At 53.8% G+C, this 22,585-nt stretch carries 23 protein-coding genes; 8 read left to right on the top strand and 15 right to left on the bottom strand.

Annotation, left to right across the window (positions count from 1 at the left end; translation table 11 throughout):
* Nucleotides 1-67: 67 nt before the first annotated feature.
* The 8 genes from QZ279_RS02715 to QZ279_RS02685 form a co-directional block, all read right to left on the bottom strand.
* Nucleotides 68-1,270, bottom strand: coding sequence for an MFS transporter (locus tag QZ279_RS02715; protein ID WP_293447599.1), 1,203 nt, complete (start codon nucleotides 1,268-1,270; stop codon nucleotides 68-70).
* Nucleotides 1,271-1,273: 3 nt separating this feature from the next.
* Nucleotides 1,274-1,597 carry a hypothetical protein gene (locus tag QZ279_RS15605; protein WP_366513831.1) on the bottom strand — a complete coding sequence of 108 codons (324 nt, stop codon included), beginning with the start codon at nucleotides 1,595-1,597 and terminating at the stop codon, nucleotides 1,274-1,276.
* Between the two features lie 12 nt (nucleotides 1,598-1,609).
* Nucleotides 1,610-1,834 carry a hypothetical protein gene (locus tag QZ279_RS15600; protein WP_366513830.1) on the bottom strand — a complete coding sequence of 75 codons (225 nt, stop codon included), beginning with the start codon at nucleotides 1,832-1,834 and terminating at the stop codon, nucleotides 1,610-1,612.
* A 9-nt stretch (nucleotides 1,835-1,843) separates the two neighbouring features.
* Nucleotides 1,844-3,238: a dihydrolipoyl dehydrogenase gene (lpdA, locus tag QZ279_RS02705; RefSeq protein ID WP_293447597.1), complete on the bottom strand. Its 1,395-nt coding sequence runs from the start codon at nucleotides 3,236-3,238 to the stop codon at nucleotides 1,844-1,846.
* Between the two features lie 105 nt (nucleotides 3,239-3,343).
* Entirely contained in the window at nucleotides 3,344-3,925 is a 582-nt protein-coding gene (locus QZ279_RS02700) for a DUF924 family protein (RefSeq protein ID WP_293447775.1), read from the bottom strand.
* 98 nt (nucleotides 3,926-4,023) lie between these two features.
* Entirely contained in the window at nucleotides 4,024-5,289 is a 1,266-nt protein-coding gene (locus QZ279_RS02695; protein WP_293447595.1) for an MFS transporter, read from the bottom strand.
* A gap of 98 nt (nucleotides 5,290-5,387) precedes the next feature.
* Nucleotides 5,388-6,446 carry a tRNA preQ1(34) S-adenosylmethionine ribosyltransferase-isomerase QueA gene (gene queA / locus QZ279_RS02690; protein ID WP_293447592.1) on the bottom strand — a complete coding sequence of 353 codons (1,059 nt, stop codon included), beginning with the start codon at nucleotides 6,444-6,446 and terminating at the stop codon, nucleotides 5,388-5,390.
* A gap of 5 nt (nucleotides 6,447-6,451) precedes the next feature.
* The gene (locus QZ279_RS02685; RefSeq protein ID WP_293447589.1) at nucleotides 6,452-9,760 is read right to left on the bottom strand and encodes an AsmA-like C-terminal region-containing protein; all 3,309 of its coding nucleotides are present in this window, start codon (nucleotides 9,758-9,760) and stop codon (nucleotides 6,452-6,454) included.
* A 95-nt stretch (nucleotides 9,761-9,855) separates the two neighbouring features.
* On the opposite strand from QZ279_RS02685, the gene QZ279_RS02680 reads away from it, so the two are divergent.
* From QZ279_RS02680 to rsgA, 5 genes are all read left to right on the top strand, one after another.
* Nucleotides 9,856-10,320: a peroxiredoxin gene (locus QZ279_RS02680; RefSeq protein ID WP_293447586.1), complete on the top strand. Its 465-nt coding sequence runs from the start codon at nucleotides 9,856-9,858 to the stop codon at nucleotides 10,318-10,320.
* Entirely contained in the window at nucleotides 10,317-11,144 is an 828-nt protein-coding gene (locus QZ279_RS02675; protein ID WP_293447584.1) for a ferritin-like domain-containing protein, read from the top strand. Before QZ279_RS02680 ends, QZ279_RS02675 begins: the two co-directional genes overlap by 4 nt.
* A 201-nt stretch (nucleotides 11,145-11,345) precedes the next feature.
* Nucleotides 11,346-12,650: a M23 family metallopeptidase gene (locus QZ279_RS02670; protein WP_293447581.1), complete on the top strand. Its 1,305-nt coding sequence runs from the start codon at nucleotides 11,346-11,348 to the stop codon at nucleotides 12,648-12,650.
* Nucleotides 12,640-13,143: a polymer-forming cytoskeletal protein gene (locus QZ279_RS02665; RefSeq protein ID WP_293447579.1), complete on the top strand. Its 504-nt coding sequence runs from the start codon at nucleotides 12,640-12,642 to the stop codon at nucleotides 13,141-13,143. The genes QZ279_RS02670 and QZ279_RS02665 overlap by 11 nt, the downstream gene beginning before the upstream one ends.
* 82 nt (nucleotides 13,144-13,225) lie before the next feature.
* Nucleotides 13,226-14,290, top strand: a complete 1,065-nt coding sequence (gene rsgA, locus QZ279_RS02660; protein ID WP_293447576.1) for a ribosome small subunit-dependent GTPase A — start codon at nucleotides 13,226-13,228, stop codon at nucleotides 14,288-14,290.
* A 5-nt stretch (nucleotides 14,291-14,295) separates the two neighbouring features.
* Here the strand turns inward: rsgA and QZ279_RS02655 are convergent, their stop codons facing one another.
* The 5 genes from QZ279_RS02655 to QZ279_RS02635 form a co-directional block, all read right to left on the bottom strand.
* Nucleotides 14,296-14,892 carry an HNH endonuclease gene (locus QZ279_RS02655; protein WP_293447574.1) on the bottom strand — a complete coding sequence of 199 codons (597 nt, stop codon included), beginning with the start codon at nucleotides 14,890-14,892 and terminating at the stop codon, nucleotides 14,296-14,298.
* A gap of 175 nt (nucleotides 14,893-15,067) precedes the next feature.
* Complete coding sequence (locus tag QZ279_RS02650; RefSeq protein WP_293447571.1) at nucleotides 15,068-15,733, bottom strand: dienelactone hydrolase family protein; 666 nt, start codon at nucleotides 15,731-15,733, stop codon at nucleotides 15,068-15,070.
* A complete protein-coding gene (locus tag QZ279_RS02645; protein ID WP_293447568.1) occupies nucleotides 15,730-16,359 on the bottom strand; it encodes a DNA-3-methyladenine glycosylase 2 family protein in 630 nt (209 codons plus the stop codon). The genes QZ279_RS02650 and QZ279_RS02645 overlap by 4 nt, the downstream gene beginning before the upstream one ends.
* Entirely contained in the window at nucleotides 16,352-17,083 is a 732-nt protein-coding gene (locus QZ279_RS02640; RefSeq protein ID WP_293447566.1) for a cobalt-precorrin-6A reductase, read from the bottom strand. Before QZ279_RS02640 ends, QZ279_RS02645 begins: the two co-directional genes overlap by 8 nt.
* A complete protein-coding gene (locus tag QZ279_RS02635) occupies nucleotides 17,080-18,120 on the bottom strand; it encodes a cobalt-precorrin-5B (C(1))-methyltransferase (RefSeq protein ID WP_293447564.1) in 1,041 nt (346 codons plus the stop codon). Before QZ279_RS02635 ends, QZ279_RS02640 begins: the two co-directional genes overlap by 4 nt.
* Before the next feature lie 96 nt (nucleotides 18,121-18,216).
* Between QZ279_RS02635 and cobA the strand changes: the two genes are divergently transcribed.
* From cobA to QZ279_RS02620, 3 genes are read left to right on the top strand one after another with little or no spacing between them, the layout of a single operon-like run.
* Nucleotides 18,217-19,080 carry a uroporphyrinogen-III C-methyltransferase gene (gene cobA, locus QZ279_RS02630; protein WP_293447561.1) on the top strand — a complete coding sequence of 288 codons (864 nt, stop codon included), beginning with the start codon at nucleotides 18,217-18,219 and terminating at the stop codon, nucleotides 19,078-19,080.
* The gene (locus QZ279_RS02625) at nucleotides 19,077-20,351 is read left to right on the top strand and encodes a cobyrinate a,c-diamide synthase (protein ID WP_293447559.1); all 1,275 of its coding nucleotides are present in this window, start codon (nucleotides 19,077-19,079) and stop codon (nucleotides 20,349-20,351) included. The genes cobA and QZ279_RS02625 overlap by 4 nt, the downstream gene beginning before the upstream one ends.
* Before the next feature lie 42 nt (nucleotides 20,352-20,393).
* On the top strand, nucleotides 20,394-21,611 hold the full coding sequence (locus QZ279_RS02620; protein ID WP_293447556.1) for an MFS transporter: 1,218 nt from the start codon (nucleotides 20,394-20,396) through the stop codon (nucleotides 21,609-21,611).
* Nucleotide 21,612: 1 nt separating this feature from the next.
* Here the strand turns inward: QZ279_RS02620 and QZ279_RS02615 are convergent, their stop codons facing one another.
* A complete protein-coding gene (locus tag QZ279_RS02615; RefSeq protein ID WP_293447553.1) occupies nucleotides 21,613-22,380 on the bottom strand; it encodes a squalene/phytoene synthase family protein in 768 nt (255 codons plus the stop codon).
* The coding region (locus tag QZ279_RS02610; RefSeq protein ID WP_293447550.1) for a hypothetical protein at nucleotides 22,377-22,585 on the bottom strand (209 nt) is incomplete at its 5' end. The genes QZ279_RS02615 and QZ279_RS02610, both read right to left, overlap by 4 nt.

The raw sequence follows: 22,585 nt of genomic DNA, 5'->3' as shown, positions 1-22,585 counted from the left end.
ACAGCGCGCAGAAATCCAATAAGAAAACGAGAACATTAAACGAACACAGCAGATGAAGCTGGATTGTTTAAAGTTTCCCCACCGATGCGCGTCGCCGCGCGAGAATGCCATGAACCAAAACACCACACAGGCTAAGCGTCACAATAAAAACCACCGTCCCAATTATACCCGTTCGCAAGGCAATTGCCGCCAAGATCGGTGGCCCACAGGTGTTGCCAACATTGCCCATTTGCGCAATCGCACCTGTCGCATGCGCGCGCGCCTCATCCGTTGAATTAAGGGCAGCAAGTGCTGCAAAACTTGCCCCAGGAACAATTCCAGTTGCACCAAGCAACACTAAACACGCGATGATAAATGCCGCATCGTTTCCATAGAAATACAAGAGCGGCAGAGAAGTAATCGCCGTTGCAAGATACCCGATTTGAACCGCGCGCACAGTCGTAACCATGCGCAAAAGTACGATCCCTAACGTGAGCGATATGAGGATTGAGGCCAGTGGCAAGCCTGCGGATAGACCCGTGCGGCTGTCCTCGGACACAAAGCCAGGCAAGTAAGTAAGCACTGAAATATAGGTCGCCGTGTACCAAACGAACCCAAGTGCCGCCGCGCTGGTGACGGGGGATTTGTAGATGCTCATGTGCAGGGACACGATCCCGCGCGCTGTTAAGGGAACATCCCTAAGCGCACTTACCTGAGGGGTTAAGGGCGCAGGCAAAATGCTCCACAACGCAAGCGCCAAAACAAACATATATCCTGCATGTGCAAGGAGCAGCGCGGGCAATCCCCCCGCATTCAAGATCGGTGGTGCAAGGAGTGCGATCAGCACGAAGGATATACCGAAAAAGCTGCTCCATAACGTCATAACAGCAGAGCGCGCGCGGTCTGAACTATGGCGTGCCATCAAGATTGGGCCCGCGATAACGATTGCCAAATGCGCAAGGCCCTCAAGAATGCGCAAGGCGATCATGACGGGATATGGCGGCAGGATCGCTTGTGATGCTGAAAGGATAGACGCCAGCACAAGCCCCGATACAAAAGCACGGCGAATACCAGAGCGTATGATGAGAATGCCGCCTAAAACACCCAGCGTAAGGCCCGCAAGGCCGACGCAAGAGATTAGGAACCCAAGTGCAACCTCGCTAACAGGGTAGCGTTCACGAAAGCCATCAAGCGAAATCGCAACCTTGCCAAATTGCGCTGCCGCGCCAAGGCCCGCCAACCAGACTAGGATCACAATGGCATAGTCTGTCCGTTCGGGGAATGTTTGCATCTGCTAAATTTTCTGCGCAAGCGCCCAGGACGTGATTGGAAAGTCGGGATCATTCGTCAAATCATCGGTTTCGGGAATATGTTTCGGCGGCCATTCACGTTCAAGGTTGCGCTGCGCGGCTCCGCGATTGCCCCACTGGCTAGATCTGATCGAACTTTCATCGAAACCGCATTCGATAAGTAGGTTTTTCAGACCCCGTGCAGACCAACGCGAATTGTCCTGCGGTGCCGCGTGCAAGGGAATGAAAAACGGCGTCGCAATGTAAAAATACGATCCACGTTTCATCATCTTGCGCACGTTCTTGGTGGTTGCATAGGGACGATCCAAATGTTCCCAAACCTAGTCTGCAATGATCAGATCGAACTTGCGCGGTTTGCCGTCCTCCCCCTCATAGAGGCCTTTGCATATGTCGTATTTTGGATAGCGGAACTGTTCGTAAAACCCAAAGTTGAAATACTTGCCCCATTGACCTGAAATTTCAGCCACAGACATGCCTTGCAAGGGCAGTTCTTTCAACCACGCCCTAGAGATGCGTCGAAGCTCAGTCCAGTTTTGCGATGGCATAGTATTTCCTTAGAAGTGAATGGCGCGCCCGTAGGCATCCAGCACGCTTTCGTGCATCATCTCAGAGAGGGTCGGATGCGGGAAGACCGTATGCATCAGGTCTTCTTCTGTGGTCTCAAGCTGACGGCCAATGACATAACCTTGGATCATCTCGGTCACTTCTGCACCAATCATATGTGCGCCCAAAAGCTCGCCCGTTTTGCCGTCAAACACGGTTTTGACCAAGCCTTCCGCTTCGCCGAGTGCGATGGCTTTGCCATTGCCCATGAACGGGAAGCGTCCCACTTTGATGTCATAACCCGCCTCTTTTGCCTGTGCTTCGGTCAGACCGACGCTGGCCACTTGTGGGTTACAATATGTACAACCCGCAATTGAGCCCGGTTTGATCGGATATACCTTTTGACCCGCGATCATTTCCGCAACCAAAACGCCCTCGTGCGAGGCTTTGTGCGCCAGCCACGGTGCGCCTGCGATATCACCAATCGCATACACACCCTCAACACCAGTGCGGCAGTATTCGTCCGTGGTGACATGCGTGCGATCCAGCATGATGCCCGCCTCTTCCAGTCCGAGGCCTTCGACATTGCCGATGATCCCAACCGCCGAAATGACAGTGTCGAAGTCTTCTTTGGTAACTTTGCCACCCGCTTCAATATGGGCGGTAACTTTGCCCTTAGCGCGGTCCAGTTGTTTCACCATCGCATTCTCACAGATTTTCATCCCCTGCGCGGTAAAACTTTTCTTCGCAAAGGCGCTGATTTCAGCATCTTCAACCGGCAGCACACGGTTCATGACCTCGACCACAGTCGTGTCCGCGCCGAGCGTGTTGTAAAAACTTGCGAACTCAATTCCGATTGCACCAGAGCCAATCACCAGTAGTTTCTTTGGCATGCGCGGCGGTGTCAGCGCGTGTTTGTAGGTCCAAACCAAATCACCGTCCGCCTCAAGCTTGGGCAATTCGCGCGCGCGCGCGCCCGTTGCTAGGATGATGTGGGTAGAATTCAAAATCACTTCACCCTTGTCCGTCGCAACAGACACAGCACTTTTGCCGGCAAGCTTGGCTTGCCCCATCACAACGTCGATTTTATTCTTTTTCATCAGATGGCTGATACCACCAGAGAGCTGTCCAGCCACCTTGCGCGAGCGTTTCACGACCGCATCCAGATCATACTCAATCCCTGTCGCGCTAAGTCCGAATTCCTTGGCGCGGTGCATCAAATGAAAAACTTCAGCCGAGCGCAGCATCGCCTTGGTGGGAATACAGCCCCAGTTCAAACAAATACCACCCATGTGTTCGCGTTCGACAATCGCGACATTTAACCCAAGCTGCGCGCCTCTTATCGCAGCAACGTACCCGCCAGGTCCTGCACCAATCACGATCATATCGTAGGTTTTCTGGCTCATGTGCGCGCTCCTTGGTTGGTCGATTTTGATAGGCTATCCAGCAGATCGACAAATGAAAAGGGCAGCCCGAAGACTGCCCTGAAAAATCCGCCGTTTTGTAGCGCGTTAGGCGCTGACAAGCTGCAATTCACGAACCGTCGACCCGTAGCCACCCGCCTGAACATAGTCGATTTCAAGCTGGGTTGAATTTCGCGCAAGAGCATCATTGCGATACGGAAAACGGCCAAACTTGCGGATTACGTTGCGGTGCGCTTTGGCGTGCAGCAGGCCGTTGTCTCCCGCTTTGGGCATGCGTTCCTTCATAAGGCGAATGCAGCGTTCCTGATCGCACAGGCTTTCGGAATGCATCAACGGCATATAAAAAAATTGGCGCGCGGGTTCGTCGATGCGCAGGTCCCATTTACGATCAATCGCAACCTTGGCGGCGGCAAGCGCCACCTTGTCTGACGCAAAGGATTTGCCCTGCCCACGAAACATATTGCGCGAAAATTGATCCGTGAGAATGATATAGGCCAATGCGCCTGTCGGATAGGTCAGCCAAAGCCCGAACTTGCCTTCCATCGCGGCTTGCCAAGACGCCCAAAACCGGTCCCGAATTTCTTGGTCAAGCGCGTCTTCCGCTTTATACCAATCTGCGGGTGTCTTTTCATCAAGCCAAAAGCTTAACACATCCTCAGGTGCCACAATCATCTTAATTCTCCAACTTGCCCGTCATATTTTTTCTTTGACGTTACAGTCAGCTTAAGCGCGAGAGCTAGTCACAAATTGCGTCAATTGCGACAGATTTAGAGGGAATTTTCCTCCAATCCTTCCTCAATTGAATTTTCAATGGCGATTTCCTGTGCGACCTCAACAAAAACGGGCGAAGAAGATGGCATCACTGCTTGGAAACTATCGGTGTCTTCAACAGACGGGGCCGAGCGCTGTGTCATACGAAAGATTGCGTATGCAGAGATGGCCAACATAAGCGCTGACATCACGCCAAAAAACGCACCTGCCCCAAATGTTGTCATTAACCAACCGGTTATGATCGGGCCTGAAATTGCGCCCAACCCATTTGTGAAGACCATCCCCCCTGATGCGGCTGCCATGTCCTCATATTCGATAAAGTCGTTGGTATAGGCCAGTAGAAGCGAGTACAGCGGATTAGACGTACCCCCGATGATAAAGGCCATCGCAATAAGAACGTTGAAATTACCACCAGACAGAATTGCGATAAAACCAGCAGACCCACCGGCCAAGGCGCATAGCAAAATCAGTATGCGTCGATCCATGCGATCCGAGAAAACACCAATCGGATACTGCATGATTAACGCACCGACATAGAACGCCGACACAAAAATCGAAATCTGCCAGATGCTCAGGCCCGCTTTACCACCGTAAACAGCCGCCATGCCGAACTGTGCAGAAAACACGCCGCCCAGCAAGAACATGCCAACAACGCCCAAGGGCGACACGCTATACAGCTGACGCAGCGTCATCGGTTTTGTCGTATCAAACGCAGGCGTGGGTGTAACGGATAGCAAAATCGGCGCAAATGCAATTGAGACCAAAACCGATGGAATGATGAAAAGCGTATAACCCGACGGATCGCCGAGCAACAAAACACCTTGAGCAGCTACAATGCCAATCATTTGAACAATCATATAAAGCGACAACGTTTGCCCGCGCGTTTCATTCGTGGACGAGTTGTTCAGCCAGCTTTCCGCCGTCACATAGACACCAGAGAAACAAAAACCGATGATGATACGGCCGATCATCCACGCCTCTGCATTTGCGAGCGCGGGATAGAGGATCAAAATCGCAGAAATGAGTGATCCAAGTGCCGCAAAGACCCGCACATGACCGACACGGCGGATCATTTCAGGAGCAAGCCGTGACCCCCCCAAGAAGCCAACGAAATAGGCCGACATAACCAAAGACATTTCAAACGTTGAAAAGCCTTCGATTTCGCCACGAATACCAAGCAAGGTACCCTGCAGGCCATTGCCCAGCATCAAGAGCATCATACCGAGCAGCAGCGCCCAAGAATTTGAAAGAACAGCAAACATAATCGGCCTCATTACCGCAGGGTTAGGATTCCAGCGTGTATGCCTGCAAAAGGTCAACATCTGGTGCATGTGCGACATTTTCTGACGCGCGTATGTCGCTATGGATCAGGAATAAGCAGCGAGCTGTCTCCGTAAGAGAAAAAACGATATCCATTTTCAATTGCATGGGTATAAATCTGATCGACGCGCTCTTTTCCCATCAACGCAGACACCAACATCATCAACGTGCTCTTGGGCAAATGGAAGTTTGTCATCAACGCGTCTGCGACATTAAATTTGAAGCCAGGATAAATAAAGATATCCGTCTCGCCCTCCCAAGTCGCTATCTGGCCTGTCGCGGCAGCCGCACTTTCGATCAGACGCAAGGCCGTCGTACCAACAGGGATAACCCGCCGCCCCTCAGCCTTGGCCTTGGCAATCTGTGCGACCACTTTCGCACTGACCTGCCCCCATTCTGAGTGCATCTTGTGGGTGGTCACATCATCAACCTTAACCGGCAAGAATGTCCCTGCGCCAACGTGCAATGTCACATGTGCAAATTCGACACCGCGCCCTTTAAGCTTGGCAAGTAGATCATCATCAAAATGCAGCGACGCTGTGGGCGCAGCAACGGCCCCAAGGTTTTGCGCAAACACGGTTTGATAGTCTTCTTTGTCCTGCTCGTCCGCAGGTCTGAGCGACGCGATATAGGGCGGCAAGGGCATTGCGCCCGCCTGAGCCAAAGCCGCATCAAAATCATCGCCCGTTAGGTTGAATTCCAGAATACCTTGGCCATCCTCTTTGGCACTCAAAGTCGCGCTGAGATCGTTGGAAAAACGAACAACTTCGCCCTCTTTGATCTTGCGCAAAGGTTTGATCAAAGCGCGCCAATTCCCTTGATCTGGGGTCGGCTCTAGCAAGGTGACTTCGATTTTCGCTTCGCCAGAACCATGTTCGCTTTCGCGTTTGCGCACCCCGAAAAGACGCGCTGGGATCACTTTGGTGTCGTTCAAAACCAACAGATCACCCGATTGAAATATCTCGGGTAAATCATAGACTTGCGCATCGCTAATCGCGCCACCTTTTGCCAAGAGCAAACGCGCTGCACTGCGCGGTTTTGCGGGACGGGTTGCGATCAGCGCCTCTGGCAGATCAAAGTCAAAATCACTTAGGTGCATAAAATTTACTGGCTCAGCTTTGGAACGGGACGTCGGAATATTTCGCGAAACATTCCAGGGGTAAACAAGGACAGCGGGTTAACATTTATTTTAGGTGTCGATGCAGACCCGACAGCCGTGTAATTGAACCCAATGAGACCCTCGCCGCGCCGTGTAAAGATGGAACCAAGCCCATTGATCACAAAAAACGGCGACACAACGCCCTGCATATCGATACTCTTTTTAGCGACGTCATAATATCCATCAACCGAAAGCCCAAGAGATGGCCCGACCGCACTGCCCTCAGTAATCGTGATCGTGTTTGGGGTAATTCTAAACCTGCTTTTAACTTCGGAAAATACCAAGCCACGACCATCAAGCTGTTCAAGCAAACCAATACCACTTGCCGCACTCAAAAGCTCTAACGCGGGCGGTGGATCGCCCAGTCGCAAGTTATCAATATCAAGTTGCCCGTCGTATTGCCCAGAACCCTTTCGTGGAATCAAGCTCAGCGTCAAAGCGCCGTCCGTGGCATTCTTTAACAGACCGGCCGCCTTTATCGCGGCTCCCGCATTTCTACTTTTGATCTGAACCGCTGTGCGACCATTTTTAGGCGACGTACGCCCCGTGATGCCAACCGCCCCATTCAAAAGCGCACTAAATTCACCCGTTAACCCTTGGTCTGATTGGAACGTGCCTTTGAAATCTCTCAGTGCAATGTCCTTGGTCACTTGCAAGCGATCGAACGTCACTTGAAGGGGCGTTGCGCCCGTGCTCGCCGCGCTGTTCTGGGCGGGAAGTCGACGAAGATCCAACAGTCCGCCACCGACAGAAATCGCAGGCGTTGCGTTGCTACCACGCCCCGTCAACGTGATTGGCGCATCAAGCCAATCACCAACCCGAACCCGATCAAATCGCGCAGCATTCAAGGTTCCTTTTGCGCTGATTTTTACTGAACCGTTGGCTTTTAAACCCGGTGCATCAATGGACAACCGTTCGACCACCGGGGGACCCGTTTTTTGACCGCCCAGCTTGCCACGCACTGACAACGAAGCATTGGTTTTACGTGCTTTAGTGTACCCAATCGGAGCGATTTTCAAACCAACTCCCGCCAGATTGGACGTCAGCGCAAAACTTGGTGCTGCATTTGCCTGAAGATCAATCGCAATTTTACCGCTACCTTTGCCAGACACAGAACCAGGTGGAAGACCAATATTGAACGTGTCCACAAACTGTTGCGAAATTTCTACGACACCCGTCAACTGACTGCCCGCGCCCGGCGTTCCAAGCGCCATGCGCCAAGTCCCGCCCACGGGGACCGCATCGACCCGTCCCGTTCCTTTTAATGTGATTTCACGAGGCGTCGCCCGAAGCGCTAAAACATCCGCAGCAATAACGCGGCCCTCAACAAGCCTGTCACTGCTTACGCTTGTGACCTCACCTTCTATATCAAAATCGATTTCCGAAGCTGGAATTTTTGCTTTCAACCCAAAGCCAATGTCGCCACTCACAACCGCGCGCCCATCGGCCAGTGCAACGGATTGTCCTGCTTTGCTCAGGAACTCGAACGGGGGTTGATCCAGCAAAGATAGCGCTGCAGTCACGGTGCTTTGCGTTGAAAGGCTCACTTTTGCGGGTGCGCCTTGGATCCGCATGTCAGGGATTTCAAACGACGTTCCCCCAATATCAATGCGTCCCCCTTGGGGAGGCGTGACAAAACCTGTCTCGGTTGCAGCCAGCAAACGGCTGCCCTCAATGCGCACATAACCGCTGCCAGACTCCACAGGCGGCATGGATTTCATGAACTTTAGGGTCGCGTCTGAATAGTTGAAATTCAGGTGCAAATCAGGGGGGGTGTCGGGATCAGCACGAAACGCGAGGCGCGCATCCGCGATCGTTCCTTTTGAAATATTTGCTGCAATCCAGTTCCGTGTCTTCGGCTTAACTCCGTCAGGCCACACGCCAAGCAGTTTTTGGATATCCAACGTTTCAGCGCGCGCATCCAAAGCAATACGCCATCCATCCAAACCCACATCCGCACGACCACTGGCGATCACGGTTTGCCCGTCTTCGCGCAGCATCAGTTGACCGATATCAAGGCGAAACGGGTCAAACACCACCCGCATATCCAAATCAGCCTGCTCCAATGTAACGGGGGTATCGTAAAGATTGTTCGGGTTTGCCGTGACACTGCTTAAACTGAATTGCCCAAGCAACGCCTCGGGCCAGCCGCCTGGCGCTTTCTGCAAGCGCGCACGTCCCTCGCCACGCGCTTCGATCCAAGGGGATTTGATGTTCAACTCTGTGAACTCAAGGATATTCTCTTCAGGCTCGTATGTGAAATACGCCTGTGCCCCGTCAAACGGAACCGGCTGGGCTTCGTCTTCGGGTTGAACCACACCTTCACCAATCTGCAAGGTCGCACTTAAAACACCGAGGTCGCCGTTTTCGTTCACATCCGTGCGAAATGAACCTGAGATTGGCGCGCGCAATGCTTCCATCCAAGCAAGCGCTTCGCTTTGGCTGGCAATATCTTGAGACGGCGCATCCGCAAGGGACACACCAATGCGCGCGGCTGGCGATCCAATCGCACTTTCATAGCTGACTTCTAGCGTGGTGGCGTAATCCTGCCCCCCAAGGAGCGCGAAATCTGCCCCAATGGTGAGTTGTTCAGTATCGGTGTTTACCCGCACGCGCCCGCCATCCACCGTCCACGCGCGCCCCGCACGGGCATCTTCGTATAAAACCGTCAGACTGTTGGCCGAGACTTCGCGCAGATATTTCAACTCTGGGATCACCAGAATTTGATCCACATCTTCGATCAGCCCCAACAGGCTGGCACCCTCACCACTGGCTTGGATAGACGTTCCAATCGTAAGATCAAAACTACCATTCGCGCTGCGGCGCAGCTTCATCAAGGCCCCAGAGAGCGAAATTTTTTTAGGTAAAAACTGCCCCCGAAAAGCCGCAGGAAACGCGGCCCGTACACTGAGTTCGCTCAATGACACAAAGGGCAATCCCGTCTCGTCTTTCACTGTTAGGTTCTGAAAAAACACCCTTGGACTTAGGTCAGAGGGTTCAATGCGCAGTGACATAATCCCCAACCCAACATCCAAATCTGGAAAGGCCTCGGCGATTTTTTGATCTATACTTTCTTGAAGCCAATCCGGCGCGCGCACATCGCGGCCGATCAGCAAAACAAACCCAATCAAAAGCGCGACGCCAAATCCGCCAAGGCCCGTCAAAACCGCCCACGTGACGTGACGCATACGAAAGTGGCGCACGCGCGGCTGCGGTGTTTGCGTCTCCTCAGGCAATTGCGGCGCGTCACTCATACAAACTGCTGTGCCCTTTATCCGCTTAGCTGTCACTCTATTGTCTACGCTCTTGTAATATGAAACCTAAGTGAGGGAAACCAAGGGAAAGCCAAATGATTGATATCGGTGACAAAGCGCCAAACTTCACGCTGCCTGCAAGTGGAAGCACAACGATTAGCTTGGCAGATGCCAAGGGTCCTGTCGTTTTGTTCTTCTATCCTCGTGACGACACACCCGGGTGCACCAAAGAAGCAATTGCATTCACAGGTATGGAAGCTGAATTTGCAGAGCTCGGCGTCACGATCTGGGGGATTTCCGCGGATAGCGTTGCCAGCCATGACAAATTCGCAGCCAAACACGGACTTACAATGCCGCTTCTGTCTGATGAGGACAACGCGACCTGTGACGCTTACGGCGTGTGGAAAGAGAAGAACATGTACGGCAAAAAGTTTATGGGCATCGAACGCGCAACGTTCTTGATCGGGGCTGACGGCACGATCGCCCAAGTTTGGCGCAAAGTGAAAGTGCCTGAACATGCTGAGGCTGTCTTAGAGGCCGCGAAGGCGCTAACCGCATGAAACCTTTGGCGCAAATGGCGCTGGACGTTCTACAAACGGCGGATGGGCGCGAAAAAACCGCGTTGTCACACAAATACGCGGCTGAATGGCGCGCCGCGCGCGCGAGCGGTGTCTTGCCTGAAATCGGAACGGCCACTCCGCCGAACCACCCTGCCCGCCCTGATAAACCTGACCTTCTCTCCCCACGCGACGTACCGCGTCGCAAACCCGGTTCAGAACGAGGCCGCATCGCACTTTTGCACGCTGTCGCACATATCGAACTCAACGCAGTCGACTTGCACTGGGATATCATCGCGCGTTTCACCCACATTCCTTTGCCTGCGGGGTTTTATGATGACTGGGTCAGCGCGGCAGACGATGAATCCAAACATTTCAACCTCATGTGCGATTGCCTTGAAGAATTAGGCAGCTTTTACGGCGCCTTGCCCGCACACGCGGGAATGTGGCGCGCTGCTGAGGACACCGCAGAGGACTTTATGGGTCGTCTCGCAGTGGTTCCCATGGTTCTAGAGGCGCGCGGACTTGATGTCACATCCGGCATGATCAAGCTATTTCAAAAGGCAAATGCCGACAGCGCCGTCGCAGCCCTTGAAACAATCTACGCCGAGGAAGTAAGCCATGTTGCTTATGGTTCAAAATGGTTCAATTTCATATGCGGGCGCGAAAACCTTGATCCAAAAGAGGTCTTTCACACGCTTGTACGGACATACTTTCACGGACTGCTGAAACCGCCGTTCAACGAAGAAAAACGCGCTGATGCAGGGATACCGCCTGATTTTTACTGGCCTCTCACCGAAGAATTGACCGCGCAAAACGAAAGCTAAGTCACGCATCACCCTCTTTTCACTAGGCGATTTATCGCCACAGGTCACTGAAAACCTGCAATAAAGCGCTGGCTCATGGCCAAATCACTTGCGCCAAAGCGACCCGCTGTCTATTGATCTCTCAAGGCGACGCTGGCCCTCTTTAAAAGAGGGCTAAAATGATCGCCAAATATTGGGTTTGGGACAAAAAGGGATGCTGGTTTGCAAAAGCGGCTTTCGATGAAGATTAATTCGCTATTAGAGCGCCATTTTCCTGAACGCAGATTATTTCTGCGCTCGGATGCTGACACGCGCTTTATACGTTTGCGACCCGTAACACAGCTGCTTGGCTTTGCCGGTTCTGCTGCGATCGTAGGCTGGGCGATTATCGCCACTTCAATTCTTTTGATGGACAGCATCGGTTCTGGCAATTTCCGTGATCAAGCGAAACGTGATCAAGATGCGTATGAGCGTCGCCTGAATGAACTGTCCGCAGAACGCGACGCGCGTGCCGCCGAGGCCCTTGCCGCACAAGAGCGTTTCAACGCAGCGCTTAGCCAGATTTCAATCATGCAGTCTGAACTGTTGAATTCAGAAACCAGCCGACGTGAATTAGAGACTGGGATCGAGGTCATCCAAACGACCCTGCGCAAAACGATGAAAGATCGTGAAAGCGCACGCGATCAGGTCGCAGCACTATCCGATGGCGGCACCAATACGGCCGCAAATAGCGCGACAGATGATGCCGCTTTGAATTTCCTGACCGCTGCTTTGGAGACGACCGCGAAAGAACGTGACCAAGTTGTTGCCGATGCTCAGGATGCCCTTCTCAAAGCAGAAGAAATGAAGTCTGAAATTGAAGTGATGTCTGATAAGAACGACCAGATATTCCGTCAACTTGAAGAAGCAATGACCGTTTCGGTAAAGCCACTCGACAAAATGTTCAGCGCCGCGGGCATGAATACAGACCGTATTCTGAATGAAGTGCGCAAAGGATATTCTGGCCAAGGTGGCCCCCTAATGCCACTTAGCTTTTCCACACGAGGCGGATCTGCCGTTTCAGCAAATACTCAACGTGCCAACGACATTCTCAAAGATATGGATCGCTTGAACCTGTATCGCATTGCAGCCCAAAAGGCGCCGTTTGCGAACCCTGTCAAAAGCGCTTTCCGCTTTACATCTGGGTTCGGGCGTCGCTGGGGACGCATGCACAAAGGCACAGACTTTGCCGCGCCACATGGCACGCCAATCTATTCTACCGCTGACGGCGTCGTTATCCACAGTGGATGGCTGTCGGGCTACGGTAAGCTTGTGAAAATTCAGCACCAGTTTGGAATTGAAACCCGGTACGCCCATCTTTCAAAACTTCGCGTTAAAGTTGGTCAAAGGGTATCGCGCGGTCAACGCATTGGTGATATGGGAAACACTGGACGTTCCACCGGGACCCATCTACATTACGAATTACGTGTCGGCGGAAAAGCCGTTAATCCGATGATCTACATTAAGGCTGCAAACGATGTTTTCTAAAAGCAAAATCAATGAGCCCGGCGCAAAAGCGGACGGCACATCTCCCACTGCATCTACGGAGGCGTCATCTGCACCCGCAGTTCCGCCACGTGCGAGCGAATACAAGGCCTCTGCCCCAAAGGCAAAGCCACCGGCATCCATCTTGTCTGCGGACCTGCATGTGACTGGAAACATGAAGACAACCGGCGATATCCAGGTTGAAGGCACTGTTGAGGGCGACATTCGTGCGCACCTACTGACGATCGGTGAGACAGCTACAATCAAGGGCGAAGTCATTGCAGACGACGTTGTTGTAAATGGTCGTATCGTAGGTCGTGTACGCGGCCTTAAGGTGCGTCTTACGTCGACCGCACGTGTTGAGGGTGACATCATCCACAAGACAATCGCGATCGAAAGTGGTGCGCACTTTGAAGGATCCGTTCAGCGTCAAGATGATCCACTGAACACAAAAGGCGCTTCCAAAGTGCCAACTGGCGCATCGAAATCCGAGTGATTTCCATCGCTGCATTGAATTCGAACGAGGGTCGCAAACTGCGGCCCTTTTTCATGGGCATCACTCCTTTACGGGCAGCGCGATGATCAAAACGTATGATGCTTTTCTAGGGTCCACTCCAAAAACGGTTGCCCCCGACCCCTTCGCCAAACTGGGTTGGTCGGCGTTCTTCTCGCAGCAAATCGACGCAGATGTGATGATCCAAACGCCCCCCATTCGCATCACGTCCGTACATCGCAGTGGTTTAGAATATCAGGGCAAAGACCTAAATGGCGTATTGCCTCCGCGCCAAGATGCAACTGTCGGTGATTGGTTCCTGCATAATTCAGCAAGTCCACGCGAAAGCACATTGCTGGACCGTAAGAGCCTGATCAAACGTCGCTCGCCTGGCAAAGATCGGTTCGAGCAATTAATAGCGGCTAACATCGACACGGCTTTCATCGTCACCTCCTGCAATGCCGATTTCAACATCGCACGGCTAGAGCGTTACGTCGCGCTCGCCTTTGATGCAGATGTGACACCTGTAATTTTAATCACCAAGCCCGACCTAAGCCCTGATCCCGAGATTTTCCTGGAAGAGGCCCGCAGTATTTCCGATCTTGTGGCTGTCAAAGCCGTAAATTCGACATCCCCCGAGGCCGCAGATCAACTTGCTGAGTGGTGCACCACAGGCCAGACCGTGGCGTTCCTTGGATCCTCTGGTGTCGGCAAATCCACTCTCACCAACGCGCTGTTCGGCACGCAAGACATCGAAACTGGCGACGTGCGGATTGGTGATAGCAAGGGACGACACACGACCACGCGGCGGCAATTACACTTTTTACCCAACGGGTGCGCTGTGCTCGACACGCCGGGCATGCGTGAAATTCAATTGACCGATGCAGCATCCGGTGTTGGCGATCTCTTCGCTGATCTTGCCTTGCTACAAACACAGTGCAAATTCCGCAATTGCGCTCATATGAGCGAACCAGATTGTGCTATAAAAGCAGCCCTTGCTCGCGGAGACATTGATCGTGCGCGCGTCGATCGCTGGCAAAAACTGGTGCATGAAGATGCATTCAACACGGCCTCTTTGACTGAGCGCAAGCACAAAGAAAAGAACTTAAGTAAGATCATTAAGTCACTGGATTTGAAAAAGAAAAAATAACCTGATCAGTCTTCCAGATCCGCGCCCCAATATAGAAAATCCAACCAAGTTTGATGCAGCTCTTTCTGCACGCGTGCTAATTTGCGGCCGACCTTGTCCAACTCATGAGGGCTTGGCGCGCGCGGCTTGCGCAACAGTTTCATCCCCGCTTCCTTCGGCGTTTTGTTAGCTTTGCGCAGATTACAGCTTTGACAGGCCGCGACAATGTTCTCAAACGTCGCAGGCCCTTTGCGTGAGCGCGGCAGAACGTGATCAAACGTCAGTTCCTTGGCCGCTTTCTTTGTGCCGCAATACTGGCAGCAGAACCCGTCGCGCAGAAACAAATTGTAGCGCGTAAAGGCCGCATTCTTGCGTCTGTGATACTGGCGCAGGCATACGACTGCGGGCACCTCAAAGGCTTGCGTGGCCGAACGCACAGCCAAATCTTCGTATGTTTTCAACTGGATGACACGGTCTTGCAAAACGGCTGTCATAGCTTCTTGCCATGACCATGTGGACAGCGGCATCCAGCTAAGCGGTTGCATATCTGCGTTCAAAACCAATGTGCGATGCGCCTCTAAGCGGTGCACGTGTTGGTCGGGTTCGGTTAGACTTATGTCCATGACAAGCCCCCCGATAAGGGGTGCTTTGCCAAGCAGCTTTGGTTGCCTTTGAGCGTTAACCTTTTGAAGCCCATGTCTCCTATGGGTGACCTTATGGACGCAGGACTAGTCCTGCCCCTTCATAAGGCCACTATATATTGGGTTCACCGTCTGGCAAGCGTCATGATCGCGCGCCTTAAAGGTTAAGTTTATCACGCATGAATGCCAGCGCGACAGACAGGCCATCAGGCGCAATCCCATGTGCTATGCCCTTCATAATATGCGCAAACACATCCTCAAAGCCCGCCTTTTGCAGCGCGTCTGCCGCATCGGGCAGCGATTGCACAGGCACAACATCGTCCTGATCGCCGTGCACCAACAGGATCGGAGGACGCACGACTACGTCGTCGATCAGATCCTCGGGCGCGAGCAAACGACCAGAGAAGCCAACAACACCCGCAACCGCATCTTCGCGACGCGGAGCCACATGCAGCGCCATCATTGTGCCTTGGGAGAAGCCAAATAGAACGACCTGCTCTGGCAGAACGTCCTCATCCACCATCAAAGCGTCCAGAAATGAATTTAGGTCAGAAATCGCTGACATCATGCCGCGCTCTGATTCTTCCTCAGATGATCCATCAATCCACGGGATCGGGAACCACTGGAACCCCATCGGAGCGCCCGCGCAATCCTCTGGTGCATCGGGGGCCACGAACAACGTGTCAGGCAGATGTTCACCAAGCGGATCCGCAAGGCCCAAAAGGTCCGCGCCATTCGCGCCGTAGCCGTGTAGGAACACAACGACTGAACGTACCTCGCCCGAAATTGGCTCTTTGCGCACTGCATTTAGAACTCGTGTCATCTGATCCCTTCCCTTGATTTAACAACGCGGTAGTAGGCCCAAAGTACGCGCGCTGCAACCGAACGCCACGGCGACCAATCCGCCGCAATGACGCGCATCTGCTTTTCCTTGGGCCGTTCTGGTAGATCCAGCAATACCTTGGCCGCTTCTTGCAAGGCCAAGTCACCGTGCGCAAAGACATCCGCACGACCAAGGCTGAACATCGCGTAGATTTCAGCCGTCCATTGGCCAATGCCAGTCACCTGCGTCAACGTCTTGATAACCTCCTCGGACGGCAAATCGCGCAGCGCATCATAATCAAAGCGCGCCTCGGCCAACGCGCGAGAATAGCGCATCTTTTGTATGCTCAGGCCCCCCGCCCGCAAATCTTCATCCGTGGCCCGCGCAATCGCGTCTTCTGTTGTCAGACCCAACCCTTCCATGCGCCCCCAAATAGCGTTGGCCGACGCGACCGATACCTGCTGCCCCATGATCGCATTCAGCAATTGCGCAAAGCCTTCAGGCTTTAGACGCAAGGGCAAAGGACCCGTTTCCACCATCGCAGTTTTGAAACGCGGATCGTAGTTCGCAAGCCAATCCGCCCCCTCCAACACACACGCATCACCTGTGATAATCCGCTCATCCATGTGACGCGCCCCATTCAGTTGCGTGTTCTAGTGTTGTGACGGTTGTCGCATCTGGCATAGCAGGGCGTTCGATCATCCCAACCCTTAGGTTCAGGCGACGTGCTGCGTCCAGCTTGGAGAAACTTGAACGACCGCCTGCGTTCTTCACGATCAGCCAATCGATGTCAAATTTTTGAAATATCGCTGTTTCATCTTCGACCGAGAACGGTGGACGTCCGATCAAGAACTCGCCATTCGGAAACGGGAAAGGCCCGGTTGGCGGATCGATCTGGCGGCATATCAAGCGACACGATGATAGGTTTTCAAAACGCTCCAACGTTTGGCGCCCCGTTGCAAGGAAGACGGTTGAATTTGGCTTGATGTGGTTTGCGGCGTCTGCTTCATCTTTCAGCGACGTCCAATCGTCAGCTTCGGTTGGTGTCCAAGCAGGGCGCAGAAACAAGCAATACGGGATATTCAACGCCGCGCACACGCGCGCAGAGCGATGTGTGATGTTGCTTGCAAAGGGGTGCGTCGCATCTAGCACCGCTGATATTGCGTTTTTCTGCAGAAACTCTACGAACCCTTCAGCACCGCCAAAACCGCCAATGCATGTTGGCACGTCCTGCGCACGTGGTGTCCGCGTTGCACCTGCCAAAGACGAGACCACATCGATGCCCTGCGCATGCAGCCTCATTGCAATGTCGCGCCCTTCGCGCGTGCCAGACAGGATCAAAACTGTCATGCGCGCGCCAAGACCTCACCTTTGCGATCGATCACCACCACATCCGCTGCGATGCTGTCTGGGATCATTGAACGGATCGTCACAAGCGCGTTTTTGGCAACCCAGTCCGCCATGGGATTTCCAACAGTTTCATAGGCTTGCAGTGCGGTGTTCATTCCAGCAACATCTGGCCGCCCTAAGACATTCGCTAAGGCCACTAGATCCACTTGCGAACGACCTGAATGCAAATCGCGCGCGCCTTGGGCAAGTTTGGTCATCTTTCCGATGCCCCCACCAATCGTGATCCGTGGCACAGGATGTTTCGCCAAGTACTTCAGCAGCCCCCCCACAAAGTCCCCCATATCAAGCATCGCGTGATCTGGCAGATCGCACAGCCCTTGCACCACACGTTCGCTGGTTGCGCCCGTACAGCCCGCCACATGCGGTAGGCCCTCCGCACACGCCACATCAATCCCGCGATGGATCGAGGCGATCCAAGCAGCGCAGCTAAACGGACGCACGATCCCCGTGGTTCCAAGGATCGACAGACCGCCGATAATTCCCAAACGCGGGTTCCACGTTTTTTCGGCCAGCTCAGCCCCATTCGGAACGCTGAGCGTGATCTTGATGTCAGGTGCTTCGCCCAATCGCGCGGCGCTATCGCGCACGACGGCTTGCATCATCTCGCGCGGGACAGGGTTGATTGCCGGTTCACCAACCGCAATCGGCAAGCCCGGTCGTGTGACTTGGCCGATACCTGTGCCACCCTTGAAAACGATGCCTCCGTCCGAGACGTCAACCCGCGCCTCGATCAGCGCTTGGTGCGTCACGTCTGGATCGTCGCCTGCATCCTTGATAATTGCCGCATAAGCCCAACTATCACCGATCTCGCTGCGCTCTATCGCGAAAACTGGTGTTTCACCGCGTGGTAGCGTGATTTGAACAGAAGATGGCACGCGCCCTTCCCACAGGCCACCAAGAGCGGCTTGAACCGCGGCGGTCGCGCACGCACCTGTGGTCCAACCACGGCGCAATTCTTTTTCTGGCGTCCTGCTCATGACGCGGACCATAGCGATGCATTTGCATGCCGCCAATTCCTCATTGCATGTCGCTTGCCCACTTTCGTTTGAATTGCGCACGGGTCATAAGACCCTATGAGCGATTCACTTTCTTCCCTGCCCGCATTGCCGGGCAATGACTGGCCAGAATTCCAACCCGGTTGGGTCTGGCTTGCTGGTGCTGGTCCGGGTGATCCTGGGCTTTTGACGTTGCACGCGTTGAATGCGCTGCGCCAAGCCGACGTGATCGTGTATGACGCGCTGGTTCAAAGCGCGATTTTGGAGTGGGCCCCGCAAGCCGAGCATATCTTTGCAGGTAAGCGCGGCGGTAAACCATCTGCCAAGCAGCGTGATATTTCATTGCATCTGGTGGAATTCGCTCGCGCGGGCAAACGCGTGTTGCGCCTAAAGGGTGGTGATCCGTTCGTATTCGGGCGTGGCGGCGAAGAAGGTCAGACGCTTGTACAGCACGGCGTCCCTATTCGTATAATTCCCGGCATTAGCGCGGGGATTGGCGGGTTGGCCTATGCAGGTATTCCCGTGACGCACCGCGATGTAAACCAATCTGTGACCTTTGTGACGGGCCATGACCAGACAGGCGACACACCGTCATCGCTGAATTGGAAAGCCATCGCAGACGGCGCACAAGTGCTGGTCATTTACATGGGCATGAAGCATGTGGACCGGATTGCGAAAGCACTTTTAGATGCTGGCCGTGATCCATCCGAACCCGCTGCTGTCGTGACATCCGCAACGACCTCAGATCAGCATGTGTTGGAAACCACGCTTGGCACAATGGCCGAAGACATCGCAAAGGCAGACCTTAAGCCGCCGTCGATTCTGTGCATTGGACGATCTGTTCTGATGCGCCAAGCGCTTGATTGGCAGAGCATGGCACAGGGTTTTGAGCCGCGTGACACAGATCCTTTGGGACGAGGCCGACCCGCGGAATTGTCATGAGACCCCATAGCGGTCTGATCATTGCAGCACCCGCGTCCGGGTCTGGCAAAACTACCATCACCCTCGGATTGCTGCGCGCATTTAAGCGAAATGGAATTTCTGTACGAGGAGCTAAATCTGGCCCCGACTATATAGACCCGCGCTTTCACGAAGCTGCGTCTTGTATGCCTTGTTTCAATTTGGATGCCTGGGCGATGCAGCCAAAGCGTATCGCAACATTGGCTGCAGGGGATGCGTCCCTTATAATTGAAGGCGCGATGGGGTTGTTTGACGGCGCACCACCGGATGGGCGTGGGTCTGTTGCAGACTTGGCCCGTATGTTGAGATTGCCCGTAATCTTGGTCGTGGACGCCGCGCGCATGGCGCACTCTATTGCGCCTTTGGTAGCAGGTTTTGCGCGTCATGATCCCGATATCGACGTTGCAGGTGTGATCCTAAACAAGGTCGGCAGTGAACGACATGAGCGTATTTTGCGCCTTGCGTTAGCGCCACTTGGTTTGCCCGTCCTTGGCGCAATTCCACGACGTGCAGGCATCGAAACGCCCTCGCGACACTTGGGATTGGTGCAAGCGCAAGAGCGCGATGATCTGGATGCATTCATCGAGCGCGCAGCAGATTTGGTTGAACAGCGCATTGATCTCAATGCGCTTTCCCTTTTGGCAACCTCTCTCTCTGAGACCGATTTTTCGAGAAAAATCGCGCCCCCCGCACAACGGATCGCAATTGCACAAGATCGCGCCTTTGCCTTTGCTTACCCGCACATCCTAAAAGACTGGCGCGATGCGGGTGCTGAAATTCTGCCGTTTTCACCCCTAGCCAATACCGCACTTCCAGAAAACGATTTCGTTTTCTTGCCCGGTGGCTATCCAGAACTTTTCGCAGGCCACCTTGCGGGCGCGTCGACCTTTCTTAGCTCTTTGCGCAAACACAGCGAAGCCAAACCGGTCTACGGCGAGTGCGGTGGCTACATGCTGCTGGGCGATAGCCTGACTGACGCGAACGGAACACGGCACGCAATGGCGGGGCTGCTGCGCTTGGAAACATCATTCGCCAAACGTAAACTTCACCTTGGATATCGACAATTAGGCGCTACAAAAGGTCCCTTCTTAGGCCAGTGGAACGCTCATGAGTTTCATTACGCCAGTACCATCAGCGCAAAAGGTACTTCCCTGTTCAAAGCCAGAGATGCCGAAACGACAACCCTGCCCGACATGGGTTTGACGTTAGGTAACGTGTCAGGTTCCTTCGCCCATATCATCGATCAAGCCTAAGCACGCTTGCTTGAACGCAAAAGCAGGTTTAACGCAGAATCTATGACCCAAGCAATATCCTCTCCCCGCCGCACCGTCGTCATTCTTGTTCTTGCCCAGGCTTTGCTTGGTGCGCAGATGCCGATGCTCTTCATTATCGCGGGGCTTGCCGGGCAATCGCTTGCCTCAAACATCTGTTTTGCCACACTTCCAATTTCGATGATCGTCATCGGCTCCATGTGTGCTGCGACGCCGATTTCATCTGTGATGCAACGCTACGGACGCCGCGCAGGATTCTGGATTGGAACCTTTGGTGGTGCAATGGGCGGTCTGATTGGGGCAATCGCGCTTTACTACGCATCGTTCCCGCTGTTCCTTGTTGGTAGCTTTTTCACAGGTCTGTATATGAGCGCGCAAGGCTTTTACCGCTTCGCCGCCGCCGATACGGCCAGCCCAGAATTCCGCCCCAAAGCGATTTCATACGTGATGGCAGGTGGCCTTGCCGCCGCGATCATCGGGCCACAATTGGTGAAGCTCACGGCTGAGGCCTACGCAATCCCGTTCATTGGAACATACGCTGTGGTCATCGCGATTAACGTGATCGGCTCTGCGTTGTTTTTGTTCATCAACATCCCCCCCCCCGCAGCGCCAGACGCGGACGCACCTGCGGCCAAAAGCCGTTGGGAGCTGATCAAAACACCCCGCATCGCCGTCGCGATGATCTGTGGCATGGTATCTTACGCACTGATGAACCTTGTAATGACCTCAACGCCTTTGGCCGTCGTCGGTTGTGGATACACAACGAATAACGCAGCAGACGTGGTGTCTGGCCACGTTCTGGCCATGTTCATTCCGTCCTTCTTTACGGGTCATCTGATCGCACGCTTTGGCGTGGAAAAAATCGTCGGAATGGGCCTCATCATTCTTGCCGCGGCAGGCATCGTTGCCTTGAACGACGTAGAACTTGAAAACTTCTTCCTCGCCCTGATCCTGCTTGGGATCGGTTGGAACTTTGGATTCATCGGCGCCACGGCAATGTTAACCGCTTCGCACGGCCCGCAGGATCGTGGGCGTGTACAGGGTATGAACGATTTGTTTGTGTTCGGCGGTGTGACGATGGCATCCCTTGCTTCTGGTGGTTTGATGAACTGTTCTGGCGGTGATCCTGTTCAAGGCTGGGCAGCCGTAAACCTTGCGATGATCCCGTTCTTGTTGCTGGCCGGCTCTGCCCTAATTTGGTTGATGATGCGCGATGACAGCTCTGACGCAGCTCTCGCCTAGGCTACCAACGCCCAAGCAAAGCCGCTTTGGACAGACGCAAGGTTGAGGAGACGCTGGACACAGCCAAGGCTCCTTCAACCACCAACCCCGGATGTTTCTGGGCTTTGCACAAAATCGGTTCAACCTGCCACATGGAAATGCAGGATTCTTTAGCCAGTTTACCTCGCGACTTACGCGCGATGTTCAAACGCCTCAGTCCTTCAGTTGCCAAGTCTGCAATCGCTTCACGGCGACCATCCAACAACGGGATACGCTTTGCCGCTTCTAGTGCTGGGATCGCTTGTAAGAACCCCGCAAGGCCAGCCGCAAAACCAGCGTCATATGCGACCTGCTGATCCGCTTGGCCCAGTGCATCTGCACATGCGAACAACAGTCCACCTGCCGTGCGCTCTAGATAGGACGTGAACGCGGCTTCATCCTCAAACGGATCTTTATAAATGTCCCAACGGCGCGCAGCGATCAGATCATCTAACGCTTCTGCGCCTGTTTTGCTCAGAATTTTGGACAGCGGTGTCGCGACTTCGTGACAGCGCACATCTGTGCCCTCAACGATCTGTTCAATCACATCGCGCCACCACTGCAAACGCATCTCTGCAATCATCGGTTCCTGCGTCACCCAAGGGGCACGCGAGATTTCAACATTGGCCGCATAGATCGGAAATAGAATGGCGCGCTTGCTTGCGGGTGCAGCCATTGCCGCGCGAAAGCGATCGGGATCGCCTTTTTCCACAATGGCGGCGCAGGCGTGCCAGTCAGGCGCGTCCCTCATTTAAACACCGCGCGAATTGCCGCGATGGCTTCATCCCCCTCGACAATGGCCAAATGATCAATGCCGTCAACGATTTCATATGTGCCTTTGTTTGTCACAGCGCTCATCACCTCTTCATATTTGTCCGCATAGAACGCTTCGTCGTCGCTGCCAACCACAAGAGTAAAATCTGGCAGAGCTGCGATATCCTTTAAATAATCCTCGC

It is taken from the genome of Planktotalea sp., from assembly GCF_018607965.1.
In the GTDB taxonomy this organism is placed as follows: domain Bacteria; phylum Pseudomonadota; class Alphaproteobacteria; order Rhodobacterales; family Rhodobacteraceae; genus Planktotalea.
Note: the sequence above shows the minus strand (reverse complement) of the source record. Positions and strands in the feature narration are given on the sequence as shown.

Excerpts from the sequence above, each read along its gene's own strand:
- QZ279_RS02715 (WP_293447599.1), bottom strand. The coding sequence starts at position 1,270 with ATGCAAACATTCCCCGAACGGACAGACTATGCCATTGTGATCCTAGTC.
- QZ279_RS15600 (WP_366513830.1), bottom strand. The coding sequence starts at position 1,834 with ATGCCATCGCAAAACTGGACTGAGCTTCGACGCATCTCTAGGGCGTGG.
- lpdA (WP_293447597.1), bottom strand. The coding sequence starts at position 3,238 with ATGAGCCAGAAAACCTACGATATGATCGTGATTGGTGCAGGACCTGGC.
- QZ279_RS02695 (WP_293447595.1), bottom strand. The coding sequence starts at position 5,289 with ATGTTTGCTGTTCTTTCAAATTCTTGGGCGCTGCTGCTCGGTATGATG.
- queA (WP_293447592.1), bottom strand. The coding sequence starts at position 6,446 with ATGCACCTAAGTGATTTTGACTTTGATCTGCCAGAGGCGCTGATCGCA.
- QZ279_RS02685 (WP_293447589.1), bottom strand. The coding sequence starts at position 9,760 with ATGAGTGACGCGCCGCAATTGCCTGAGGAGACGCAAACACCGCAGCCG.
- QZ279_RS02680 (WP_293447586.1), top strand. The coding sequence starts at position 9,856 with ATGATTGATATCGGTGACAAAGCGCCAAACTTCACGCTGCCTGCAAGT.
- QZ279_RS02675 (WP_293447584.1), top strand. The coding sequence starts at position 10,317 with ATGAAACCTTTGGCGCAAATGGCGCTGGACGTTCTACAAACGGCGGAT.
- QZ279_RS02665 (WP_293447579.1), top strand. The coding sequence starts at position 12,640 with ATGTTTTCTAAAAGCAAAATCAATGAGCCCGGCGCAAAAGCGGACGGC.
- rsgA (WP_293447576.1), top strand. The coding sequence starts at position 13,226 with ATGATCAAAACGTATGATGCTTTTCTAGGGTCCACTCCAAAAACGGTT.
- QZ279_RS02655 (WP_293447574.1), bottom strand. The coding sequence starts at position 14,892 with ATGGACATAAGTCTAACCGAACCCGACCAACACGTGCACCGCTTAGAG.
- QZ279_RS02650 (WP_293447571.1), bottom strand. The coding sequence starts at position 15,733 with ATGACACGAGTTCTAAATGCAGTGCGCAAAGAGCCAATTTCGGGCGAG.
- QZ279_RS02645 (WP_293447568.1), bottom strand. The coding sequence starts at position 16,359 with ATGGATGAGCGGATTATCACAGGTGATGCGTGTGTGTTGGAGGGGGCG.
- QZ279_RS02640 (WP_293447566.1), bottom strand. The coding sequence starts at position 17,083 with ATGACAGTTTTGATCCTGTCTGGCACGCGCGAAGGGCGCGACATTGCA.
- QZ279_RS02635 (WP_293447564.1), bottom strand. The coding sequence starts at position 18,120 with ATGAGCAGGACGCCAGAAAAAGAATTGCGCCGTGGTTGGACCACAGGT.
- cobA (WP_293447561.1), top strand. The coding sequence starts at position 18,217 with ATGAGCGATTCACTTTCTTCCCTGCCCGCATTGCCGGGCAATGACTGG.
- QZ279_RS02625 (WP_293447559.1), top strand. The coding sequence starts at position 19,077 with ATGAGACCCCATAGCGGTCTGATCATTGCAGCACCCGCGTCCGGGTCT.
- QZ279_RS02620 (WP_293447556.1), top strand. The coding sequence starts at position 20,394 with ATGACCCAAGCAATATCCTCTCCCCGCCGCACCGTCGTCATTCTTGTT.
- QZ279_RS02615 (WP_293447553.1), bottom strand. The coding sequence starts at position 22,380 with ATGAGGGACGCGCCTGACTGGCACGCCTGCGCCGCCATTGTGGAAAAA.